The organism is Allobosea sp. 10L417 (assembly GCF_056395485.1).
Map to the genome: position 1 here is coordinate 114,957 of NZ_JBFTJP010000006.1, position 11,300 is coordinate 126,256.

The window sequence follows — 11,300 nt, forward strand, 5'->3', positions numbered from 1 at the left end:
AGCCAGTCGCAGCTGGAGGCTGTCGATGACCGCGCGCCGGCTGCGCCATTGCAATCCGGGACGTCTACCGAAATCGCGATGCCGCTGCCGAACTCGTTATCGGCTGTCCTTATCAGGCAGCTTCGTCACGAGATTGAATCGGCCTTCGTCCTCTCCGAAAGCAACCGCCTGACCACCACCGATTTTCGACGCAGGGGAGCACCTGCCCGCCCGGTTCCGGCAAGAGACATCCCCACAGTCCAAGACCAGGTTGCCCCGATCGAGAGCGGTCAGAATTTGAAAGACACCCTCGATCGGATCGAGAACAAGCTCATCAATGAGACCCTAAAGATGTTCAAGGGCAACAAGAAGAAGGCGGCTGAGCACCTCGGAATTTCACGATCCTATCTCTGTAAGAAGATCGAAGAGGCCCAGCAAAACTGAGGCACCCTGCCACCAATGCAGAGTGCCGCACCTGCTTCAGGTCCTCAGGCGACCTTTGGCAGCAGCTCGTCGAGGCTTTTCTTGGCGTCGCCGTAGAACATCCTTGTATTCTCCTTGTAGAAGAGCGGGTTCTCGATGCCGGAATAGCCGGTGCCCTGGCCGCGCTTGGAGACGAAGACCTGCTTCGCCTTCCAGACCTCGAGGACGGGCATCCCGGCGATCGGCGAGTTCGGGTCCTCCTGCGCGGCGGGATTGACGATGTCGTTGGAGCCGATGACGATCGCGACGTCCGTGTTCGGGAAGTCCTCGTTGATCTCATCCATTTCCAGCACGATGTCGTAGGGCACCTTCGCCTCGGCGAGCAGCACGTTCATATGGCCGGGTAGGCGCCCGGCGACCGGGTGGATCGCGAAGCGCACCTCCTTGCCGGCGGCGCGCAGCTTGCGCGTCAGCTCGGACACGGATTGCTGGGCCTGCGCCACCGCCATGCCGTAGCCGGGCACGATGATGACGCTGTCGGCCTCGTTCAGTGCCGCCGCGACGCCCTCGACATCGATCGCGATCTGCTCGCCCTCGATCGCCTGCGCCGGCCCGGTGGTGTTGCCGAAGCCGCCGAGGATGACCGAGACGAAGGAGCGGTTCATCGCCTTGCACATGATGTAGCTGAGGATCGCACCGGACGAGCCGACCAGCGCACCGACGACGATCAAGAGGTCGTTGCCGAGCGTGAAGCCGATCGCCGCGGCCGCCCAGCCCGAATAGCTGTTCAGCATGGACACCACGACCGGCATGTCGGCGCCGCCGATGCCCATGATCAGGTGGTAGCCGATGAAGAAGGCGAGCAGCGTCATCAGGATCAGCGTCCAGATGCCGGCACCCTGCACGTAGAGGATCAGCATCAGCAGCGAGAGAGCCGCTGCGCCGGCGTTCAGAAAATGGCCGCCGGGCAGCTTCCTGGCCTTGCCGTCGACCTTGCCAGCGAGCTTGCCGAAGGCGACGACCGACCCGGTGAAGGTGACCGCGCCGATGAAGACGCCGAGGAAGACCTCGACCTTCAGAATACTGATCTCGACCCCTGTCTTGTGCGCCAGCACGGCGGCGAAGCCGGTCAGCGCCTCGCGGGCGGCGGGTTCCAGCGCCTGCACATAGCCGAGCTCGATATGCGCGTTGAAGCCGATCAGCACGGCGGCGAGGCCGACGAAGGAGTGCAGCGCCGCCACTAGTTGCGGCATCTCGGTCATCTGCACCTTCATCGCCACCTGCCAGCCGATGGCGGCTGCGATGGCGAACATGACGATGACGAGCCAGAGCTTGCCGCTGCCCGGCCCGAAGACCGTGGCGACCATGGCCAGCGCCATGCCGGCGATGCCGTACCAGACCGCGCGCTTGGCGCTTTCCTGGTTCGACAGGCCGCCGAGCGACAAAATGAACAGGATGGCGGCGGAGATATAGGCCGCGGAAACGATACCGATGCTCATGTCCGAGCCCCCTCAGGACTTCTGGAACATGGCGAGCATCCGGCGCGTGACCAGGAAGCCGCCTACGATATTGATGGACGCGATCAGGACCGAGATCATCGCCAGGACAGTGACGAGCCAGCCCGAGGAGCCGATCTGCAGGAGCGCGCCCAGCACGATGATGCCGGAGATCGCGTTGGTGACCGCCATCAGCGGCGTGTGCAGCGAGTGCGACACGTTCCAGATCACCTGGAAGCCGACGAAGCAGGCGAGCGCGAACACGATGAAATGGCTCATGAAGCTCGCCGGCGCATAGGCGCCGACGATCAGCATCACGACCGTTCCGATGCCGAGCAGCATCAGCTGCGAGCGGGTCTGCGCCTTGAAGGCGGCGGCCTCCTGCGCCCGCTTTTCCGCCGGCGTCAGTTCCTTGGCCTTCTCCTTCGGCTTCTGCGCGGCGATGGCGGCGATCTTCGGCGGCGGCGGCGGGAAGGTGATGGCGCCCTGGAAGGCGACCGTCGCGCCGCGGATGACGTCGTCTTCCATGTTGTGGGCGAGCTTGCCGTCCTTGCCCGGCGTCAGATCCGTCATCATGTGGCGGATGTTGGTGGCGTAGAGCGTCGAGGACTGCGCCGCCATCCGGCTCGGGAAGTCGGTATAGCCGACGATAGTGACGCCGTTCGGCGTGACGATCTTCTGGTCGGCCTTGGTCAGTTCGCAATTGCCGCCGCGCTCGGCAGCGAGGTCGATGATGACCGAGCCCGGCTTCATCGCCTCGACCATGTCCTTGGTCCAGAGCACCGGCGCATCGCGGCCGGGGATCAGCGCGGTGGCGATGACGATGTCGATCTCGGGGGCGAGCTCGCGGAACTTCTTGAGCTGCGCCTCCCTGAACTCGGGGCTCGACGGCGCGGCATAGCCGCCGCTCGAGGCGCCGTCCTGCTGCGCACCCTTGAAGTCGAGGAAGACGAACTGCGCGCCCATCGACTCGATCTGCTCGGAGACCTCCGGCCGCACGTCGAAGGCGTAGGTGATGGCACCGAGCGAGGTCGCCGTGCCGATCGCGGCGAGGCCAGCGACGCCGGCGCCCACGACCAGCACCTTGGCCGGCGGCACCTTGCCGGCGGCCGTGATCTGGCCGGTGAAGAAGCGGCCGAAATTATTGCCGGCCTCGATCACCGCGCGATAGCCCGCGATATTGGCCATCGAGGACAGCGCATCCATCTTCTGGGCGCGCGAGATGCGCGGCACCATGTCCATGGCGATGACGTCGGCGCCCGTGCCCTTGCAGAGCTCCAGCAGTTCCTTGTTCTGCGCGGGATAGARGAACGAGATCAGCGTCTTGCCGGCCTTCAGGCGCTCCGCTTCCGCCGCCTCGGGCGGGCGCACCTTGGCGATCACGTCGGCCGCGTCCCACAACGCGGCGGCGGTCTCGACCACGCTCACGCCGGCGGCGCGATAGGCCTCGTCCGCGAATCCGGCAGCGACACCCGCCCCGGTCTCGATCAGGCAGTCATAGCCGAGTTTCTGGAGCTGCAGCGCGCTCTCGGGCGTCATTGCAACCCGCGCCTCGCCAGCCACAACTTCCTTCGGTGATCCGATCCTCACGGTGCCCCCCACTGGTAAATTGGCGTTGTGATGGATGAAAGCCCCATCACAGCCAAACGATTTTTGGTCGCATTCCACCTCCGGCAGATACAGGCGCCGGACCGTGACGGGAACCGCTGCCTTTTCACCTGCCAATTCGTCAAGTCGCTGAAGGGTTCGTAGCTGGCTGCAGATTCGCGAGCGTCCTCAAGACCCCGTCCAGCATCGTCCCGTCCTCGTCGGCGAGCGCAGCGCGAACCAAGCGGTTCAGCCAGCCGGCCGCGTCCGGCAGGCTGGTCAACATCGGCACAGCCGCGAGGACGCGATCGAATTTCGATAGACCCCTCGCGTGAGTATCCGAATAACCCTTCACCAAGCGCCTGCTGGCGAGCACTTCGACGGCGAGGTCATAATCCCCGATCAAGAGCTCCTCGGCGCGCTCCAGCCACTCGCGGATGTGCTCCATTTCGCGCTGATGGCGCAGGAGGCTGCGGCGAACCGGGCGCAAGGCCGATATCCCATAGAGCAGCAGGAACCAGGAGACCGTGCCGGTGCGTACGCGCCGTCCACGATCGGTCAGGCGGCCAAGACGGCGCAGCAGGCCGGGGCGCTTTTCCAGGCTGCGGCCGAGGGCAGCGGGCAAGGAGCCCACGACCTCCTCGATGCGCGGATGCATGAACTCGGTCATGTAGAGGATCTGGTCGGGCTTGCGCCCGGTCTCGCGGTCGATCCGGGCGAAGCGAGCGGGGCGGGTCTTCAGATCGGCAACCCGGATGACGTCGTCATAGCTCATCGCGGCGGCGAGATACTTGGCCGCCGCCGCCGCGAACGCATAGGCCTTTTCAGCGCCACCGGCCGCACGGTCCCGTTCCAGCAATCGCGACAGTTCCGCCAGATATTCGGCTCCATAGGCCGTATCCTGGTAGTCGACGCAGCGCCGCAAGCCGGCGAAGAGGATCGGGTGCAACTGCTCGGGAAACCCGTCATGGAGCCGGCCGAGCAGTGCATCAAGCTTCGGGGCTCCGACGCTGCGTGGAGGCGGCAGCAGAGTTTTTCCGACAGGTTGCGGCAATTCGATCGATCGTACTGCCGCCCGCTCCGCCGCCGCCGCGAAGGCGCGCAGGCTGGGCTCGACGCCCTTCCCCCCGGCGCGTATCGCCTCCTCGAAGGCGCTGCGCGGAAAGGGGAGTGCAGCCGCGCCCGCCAGCGCGCCGAACAGAGCCGCTGAAATCACGCTGCCATTGCGCTCCGCCAGCGCCTGCATGTCGAACATGACGGAGCGCTGCGCCGCGATGGCGACCGCGGCCGTCACCGTAGCGGGGTCGGCGATTCCGCCGCCCGGCTTCTCCTTTTCCGCCACCGCGAAGGAGCGATGGGTCGAGGCGATCAAGGTGGTCCGCTCCGGCGTGACGAAGCCGCGCAAAAGCGAGCGGCCCGCTTCCATGAACTCGGCCGCCATCACCACATCGACATCGCCCGGCGTCGGCGTCAGCGACAGCACCGGCGGGCGCCCCGCGCGCGCCGGGAGCATCTCGATATAGTAGATCGTCGCGCCGGTCCGCTGGGCGACGCCGGGAACCGAGGTGGATTGCGCGACCCAGCCTTGCCGCTCGGCCAGGTCGACGATCCAGTCGCAGAGCACGCCGCCGCCCTGGCCGCCCATGGCGAGGATCGCGATCGAAATCGGCCGTTCATGCCGCTCGCCGGCTGCGGCGGGGGGAGCGATGTCGGTCATGGCGTTCAACCGAAAACGATGCGGCGGCGATCGCGCCGGCGCTGCAGGAAGCCGATCACAGCGCTCCGAACCCGGGACAGCAGCCGGTCGCGCACGGACGGGTTGTGGATGATCTCGGCGCGGTAGAAGGAGGGGCAAAGCACCGCGGCCTCGGCTACCTCGCCGCAATTGCCGCAGCCGACGCAGCTATTGTCGATCGACGCCACGGGATCGTCCCTCAGCGGATCGTCCGTTTCCTTGACCGAGAGCGAAGGACAGCCGGACAGGCGGATGCAGGCGTGATCGCCGGTGCAGACATCCTCGTCGACCCCGAAGCGCTCCTTGACCATGCGCCGGCCGTCCTTCACCGCGCGATTGAACAGCGGCTTTTCGCGGCGCTGGCGGTTCAACATGCATTCCGAGGAGGCGACGATGACCTTCGGGCCTGGTTCGGTCGAGGTGAGCGCCGCCTTCAAGGTGTCTCGCATCCGGCCGACATCGTAGGTGCGCTCGATCTGGCGCACCCAGCCCGCGCCGATCCCCTTCACCGCCTGGACGATCGAATGCTTGGTCGAGCGCGTGTCGTTCGTCGCACGCGACGATAGGATGTCCTGGCCGCCGGTCGCCGCAGAATAGAAGTTGTCGACGATCAGGATGACCTGATCCTGCTTGTTGAACACCGCATTGCCGACGCTCGATGTCAGGCCGTTGTGCCAGAAGCCGCCATCGCCGAGCACCGAGATCGGCTTCTTCCCGGCCGGCACGTTGAAGGCGGAGGCAGAAGCGCCCGCGAGCCCGTATCCCATGGTCGTGCCGCCGAGATTGAACGGCGGCAGGATCGAGAACAGATGGCACCCGATATCGGACGAGATGTGGTGCGGACCGAGCTCCTTCTCGACGAGTTTCATCGCCGCGAAGATCGGTCGCTCCGGGCAGCCGATGCAGAAGCCGGCGGGGCGCGGTGGCACGACCGCTGCCAGTTCCTTGACCTCGGGGGCCATGAGGACCGCATCGGCATTGGGCGGTGGCGCCCGGTTGCCCAGGAGCGGACGGGCATGGGCGGCCAGAAAAGTGTCGATCCCCTTGGTCAGCACGGCCGCCGTATAGTCGCCGCCGAGCGGCAGCACGTCCTTGCCGGCAAGCGTCGCGGATAGCCCGTGCTGGCGCAGCACCATCCCGACGGCTTGTTCCAGATAGGCGGGATGGCCTTCCTCGACCATGAGCACGGCGCGCTTGCCGGCGCAGAACGCGGCGACTTCGCCGTCGACCAGCGGATAGGTCACGTTCAGCACGTAGAGTGGCACGGCGGTTTCGCCATAGGCGTCGGCCAGGCCGAGATATTGCAGGGCGCGGATCACGGAATTGTACATGCCGCCCTGCAGGATGATGCCGACATCCCCTTGGGCCGGTCCGAAGAGCTCGTTCAGCCGATGCGTGCGGATGTACTCGACGGCTGCGGGCCAGCGCTCCTGCAGCTTCTGCCGGTCCTGGAGCATCGAGGCCGGCGGCAGCACGACGCGGTCGACATCGCGCAGCGGTCGCTCGAGGGCTTCCCGGAGCGTGAAGGCCGGCGGCTTGTTCGCCTTGGCGATGAAATGACCATGGACATGGCAGGCCCTGATCCGCACCTGCAGCATGACCGGCGTATGCGAGGCCTCCGACAGGGCGAAGCCGTCCTCCACGGATTTGACGATGGATTCGAGATTGGGGCGCGGATCCAGCAGCCAGATCTGCGATTTCATCGCAAAGGCGTGGCTGCGCTCCTGCGGGATGGAGGAGCCCTCGCCATAATCCTCGCCGAGGATGATCAGCGCGCCGCCATTGACGCCGCTGGAGGCGAGATTGGTCAGCGCGTCGCTCGCGACATTGGTGCCAGCCGTTGATTTCCACGTCACCGCGCCGCGCAGCGGGTACATCACCGATGCCGAAAGCGTCGCTGCCGCGGCCGCCTCCGAGGCGGACGACTCGAAATGAACGCCGAGCTCGTCGAGGACATCCTTGGCGTCCGCGAGCACATCCATCAGATGCGAGATCGGCGAACCCTGATAGCCGGCGACATAGGCCACGCCGGATTGCAGCAAGGCCTTGGTCAGCGCGAGGATACCTTCGCCGCGGAAGATTTCTCCTTCCGTCAGGCGCAGGTCCTGCACTTCCTTCGCGAAGGACCGTTCGGCCATGGCGCACCCCTGATCGCGCGATTGAAATTTATATGCACATTCATCTAATAAGCATCGCCGGCTGTCAATTGGCCTGCTTGCATGCAAAGAACGGCTGACGCCCGGCGTTTTCAACCAAAACGCTAGGGAAGCCTCCGGCGAGCGGGCTGCTCGCTAAGGCGCCGCATCCGCCATTGTCGCGCGATTTGTCGAATTTATTTGCATTATCATATTTATCGGCGACAATCGCCCGGTGGCCTGCATGCTGTCGGCCGCGAGACAGAAAAAAGGGGATGCTGACATGAACGCTTCGGCGCTGATCTCGGGCGTCGCCACGGCCATCGCGTCGGGCGCCATATCTGTGGTGGATCTCACCGCGCCGCTCGGGCCGGACACGCCGGTGCTGTATCTGCCGCCCCAGTTCGGCAAGAACACGCCGCGTTTCAAGATGCACGAGATCTCGGCCTATGACGGCAACGGTCCCTGGTGGGCCTGGGGCTGGATGGAGCTGGGCGAGCATACCGGCACACATTTCGACGCGCCCAGTCACTGGATCTCCGGCAAGGACCGGCCAGACAACACGACCGACAAGCTGCCGCCGCGCGATTTCGTGGCCCCCGCCGTGGTGATCGATTGCAGCCGCGCCGTTGCGGAAGATCCCGACTTCCTGCTGACGGCCGCAGGCGTGCGGGCCTGGGAAGCCGAGCATGGCGAGATCGAGCCCGGTTCCTGGGTGCTGATGCGCTCGGATTGGCACCACCGCAACACGAATGCCCAGGCGTTCCTCAATGCGGACGAAAACGGCCCGCATTCGCCCGGTCCGAGCGTCGACTGCATCGAATATCTCCTGTCGCGGGGTGCGATCGGCTTCGGCAGCGAATGCGTGGGCACCGATGCTGGTGGTGCCGCCGCTTTCGAGCCGCCCTTCCCCGCGCATGCGCTGATGCTTGGCCAGGGCAAATACGGGCTCGCCAGCCTCTGTCATCTCGACAAGCTGCCGCCGAAGGGCGCGCTCCTGCTGGTGGCGCCTTTGAAGATCGTCGGTGGAACAGGTAGCCCGGTGCGCGTTCTGGCGCTGACCCCGGCGGGCTGAGTGCCGGGGTTGCCTGCGCCGGAAACTCCGGTACCTATGCCGTCAAGCTTGAGCATGCGGACCCGATTTCTTGGCCAGTGACGTCAAACGCAAGAGCGCTTCGCGGCCCGCTACCCGGCGGGCCGTCACGGGCGACGCGACCCGGCACCGTCCTCCGACCATCGGGGAATTCGGGTTGGAGAATTTCGCGCCCTATCTGATCAATCGCACCGCGATGCTGTGGAATGCGCGCATGCTCCAGGCCGTCCGCGGGTTCGGCCTCACGACCACGAAGATGCGCGCGCTCGCGGTCCTGAGCATCTACCCCTCGCTGACGGTCAACGAACTCGCCCAGCATGCCGCGACCGAGCAATCGACCATGAGTCGCACACTCGACGCGCTGGAGAGGCAGGGCTTCGTCAGCCGCCAGATTCATGAGCAGGACGGGCGCGTGCGCAGCATCGCCATTACCGCCGCCGGAGCTGCCTTCTTCCAGCAGTTCTGGCCGACGATGTTGGCCATGCATGCGGACCTGATGGACGGCGTCGATGAGACGGAGTTCGCGGCCTTCGCCGCGACACTGCACAAGCTCCTCGCCAACCTCGCCCGCTGACAATCAGCCGGGCCGCCAGCGAATCTGTTGCCCGATATCCAAGGCCTGCGCCTTGCGAAGGGCGCAAACGGCCGCCGCCATGTCCTCGATGGCCATGCCGAGGGATTTGAAGACCGTGAGCGCTTCGGGGCCGGACCGGCCCGGCCGGGAACCGACCAGAACCTCGCCGATCTCGGCGCGGACGTGATCCTCGCCGATCACCCCTTCTCGCATCGGCAGCAGCAATTCCCCGCACTCGACCATCGCCTGCGCCCGCGAATCCACGAAGAACTCGGCTGACGAGACGATGTCCGAGCCGAGCTCACGCGCCTGGGGCGAACTCGCGCCGACGGCGTTGACGTGGCAACCGGCCTTGAGCCAATCGAGCCGCAGCAGGGGCTCGCGGGCGCCTGTGACCGTGCAGATGATGTCCGCTTCGACGACGGCACCTTCGATGCTCGAGGCCAGGCGGCACCCGGTTTCCTCGGCCAGTTTCTCGGCCTGCTGGGGAGAGCGGGCGCAGATGACGATCTCGGCCTGCGGCAGGGCCAAGCGCAGGGCTTCGATATGGGAACGAGCCTGCGTTCCGCTTCCGAGGATCGCGATCCTCAGGGCGTCCGGGCGCGCCAGGGCCAGCGTCGCGACCGCGCTGGTGGCCGCCGTCCGCAAGGCTGTGATCGCGGTCGCGTCGACGAGCGCCAGCGGTTCGCCCGTCGTCCCGTCATGAAGCAGGATGGCGCCCTGATGACTGTCGAGGCCGCGTGCGCGGTTCCCCGACGCGACCAATACGTCCTTCAGGCACCAGATCGGCGCGTCACCGCCCTGAAACGCCGGCATCAGCCCCATCAGCGGCCCGTCCGTCCCCGGCTTGAGCTGGAAGCGCGGAAACTGCTCGCAGTCTCCGCGCGCGAAGGTTTGCAGCGCCTCGCGTACCGCCCCGATGCAATCCTCCATCGTGAGCGCGGCACGAACGTCCATTCCATCGAGGATCAGCACCGTCAGAGCCCCGCCTGCTTGTCCTGCCAGCGCGCCTGCGCGATCGCGAAGGACGGCGCGGCCACGGCGAGCGAGCGCAAGGGAATCCCACCCGGATGCGCCAAACCGATCGGCAGATCCTGGAGCCGGGCGCCTCCCGCGGCTGCGGCCATGACCTCGCCGAGCATGGCGGTCAGTGCGATACCGCGCCCATTGCAGCCGATGCCGCCGAGGAAACCCGGACCAAACTCGTAGAGATGCGGCAGAAAATCGGTCGTCATCGCTGCGGTGCCGCGCCAGACGAAGGCCGCCTCGGGCCTTTCCGGCAGGGCGAGCTCACGCTGGAGGCGCGCGACGATCATGCGCGCCATGCGCTCTTCGGCCCGGACCGGCAGCATCGCCATGCCGCCGCTGATCAGGCGATTATCCCGGTCGAGCCGGTAAGTCAGGAGGTTCGCACGCGTATCGGCCACGGGATTCCGGCGGGGCGAAATCCTGCGGACGGTCGCCTCGTCGAGCGGCTGCGTAGCAACCTGATAGACCGTAAGCGGCACGGTCGATCGGCCGAGACGGCGCGCCGCGCCCTGCTCGAAGGCATTGGTGCAGAGCAGGACCTGTCCGGCTTGAATCTTGCGCTCGCCGCAGACGAGGCGCCAACCGCTTCCCGAACGCTCGACGCTGTCCACTGGACAGCCCTCATGGATTTGCCCCCCGGCGGCGATCGCCGCGCCAGCGAGGCCATAGGCATAATTCAGGGGATGGAGCATGCCGCCGCTCGCGTCGAACAGGGCTCCGGCGCAATGCTGCAGGCCGGAACGGCTGCGCGCTCTCGCCTCGTCCAGCATGACGACCGGCCTGCCGAGATTCTGCCAGGCTTCGGCTCGGCGCGAGAGCACTTCCGCCATCGCCGGCGAATGGGCGACTTGCATCCAGCCGACCCGTTCGGCGTCGCAAGCTATGTCATGGTCTCGGATCGTCGCGAAAACCCGTTCGGCTCCGGCGCCGATCATGGCGAGGAGGCGCTCTCCGCGCTCGCGTCCGAGCCGCGCGATGACGGCGGCCGGGTCGGCCTTGGCGAAGTTCGGGACAACGAACCCGGCGTTCAGGCCGCTGGCCCCCGAGCCGATTGCGTCCGCCTCCAGCACGACCACCCTGGCACCTGTCCGGCCAAGATGCAGCGCCGCGGTGAGGCCGGTAAAACCGGCACCGATGATAGCGATATCCGCAGTGATATCGGCCCGGAGCGGGCTCAAGTGCGGTCGCGGTGCAGCCGTGCTCCACCAGACCGTCCTTCGGTATTGTGGCGTCCCCGGCTCGTATCGCC

General features: G+C 66.3%; 9 protein-coding genes. 3 read left to right on the forward strand and 6 right to left on the reverse strand.

The genetic code is table 11. The annotated features are described in order from the left end of the window. The first annotated feature begins 78 nt into the window (after positions 1-78). On the forward strand, positions 79-423 hold the full coding sequence (locus AC1DE3_RS16335; protein ID WP_476779967.1) for a helix-turn-helix domain-containing protein: 345 nt from the start codon (positions 79-81) through the stop codon (positions 421-423). A 44-nt stretch (positions 424-467) separates the two neighbouring features. On the opposite strand, the gene AC1DE3_RS16340 is transcribed toward AC1DE3_RS16335, so the two are convergent. The 4 genes from AC1DE3_RS16340 to AC1DE3_RS16355 form a co-directional block, all read right to left on the reverse strand. Beyond that, the gene (locus AC1DE3_RS16340) at positions 468-1,901 is read right to left on the reverse strand and encodes an NAD(P)(+) transhydrogenase (Re/Si-specific) subunit beta (RefSeq protein WP_476779968.1); all 1,434 of its coding nucleotides are present in this window, start codon (positions 1,899-1,901) and stop codon (positions 468-470) included. Between the two features lie 12 nt (positions 1,902-1,913). Continuing rightward, positions 1,914-3,488 carry a Re/Si-specific NAD(P)(+) transhydrogenase subunit alpha gene (locus AC1DE3_RS16345; protein WP_476852568.1) on the reverse strand — a complete coding sequence of 525 codons (1,575 nt, stop codon included), beginning with the start codon at positions 3,486-3,488 and terminating at the stop codon, positions 1,914-1,916. 139 nt (positions 3,489-3,627) lie between these two features. After that, a complete protein-coding gene (locus AC1DE3_RS16350; RefSeq protein WP_476779970.1) occupies positions 3,628-5,202 on the reverse strand; it encodes an indolepyruvate oxidoreductase subunit beta family protein in 1,575 nt (524 codons plus the stop codon). A gap of 5 nt (positions 5,203-5,207) precedes the next feature. Continuing rightward, positions 5,208-7,358, reverse strand: a complete 2,151-nt coding sequence (locus tag AC1DE3_RS16355; protein ID WP_476779971.1) for a thiamine pyrophosphate-dependent enzyme — start codon at positions 7,356-7,358, stop codon at positions 5,208-5,210. 280 nt (positions 7,359-7,638) lie between these two features. On the opposite strand from AC1DE3_RS16355, the gene AC1DE3_RS16360 reads away from it, so the two are divergent. After that, entirely contained in the window at positions 7,639-8,430 is a 792-nt protein-coding gene (locus AC1DE3_RS16360) for a cyclase family protein (protein WP_441510656.1), read from the forward strand. Positions 8,431-8,500: 70 nt separating this feature from the next. After that, complete coding sequence (locus AC1DE3_RS16365) at positions 8,501-9,022, forward strand: MarR family winged helix-turn-helix transcriptional regulator (RefSeq protein ID WP_441510657.1); 522 nt, start codon at positions 8,501-8,503, stop codon at positions 9,020-9,022. A gap of 3 nt (positions 9,023-9,025) precedes the next feature. Here the strand turns inward: AC1DE3_RS16365 and AC1DE3_RS16370 are convergent, their stop codons facing one another. After that, positions 9,026-9,979 (reverse strand): ornithine cyclodeaminase family protein, encoded by a 954-nt coding sequence (locus AC1DE3_RS16370; RefSeq protein ID WP_476779972.1) that lies wholly within the window; start codon positions 9,977-9,979, stop codon positions 9,026-9,028. A gap of 20 nt (positions 9,980-9,999) precedes the next feature. Further along, positions 10,000-11,229 (reverse strand): NAD(P)/FAD-dependent oxidoreductase, encoded by a 1,230-nt coding sequence (locus AC1DE3_RS16375; RefSeq protein ID WP_476779973.1) that lies wholly within the window; start codon positions 11,227-11,229, stop codon positions 10,000-10,002. Positions 11,230-11,300 lie beyond the last annotated feature (71 nt).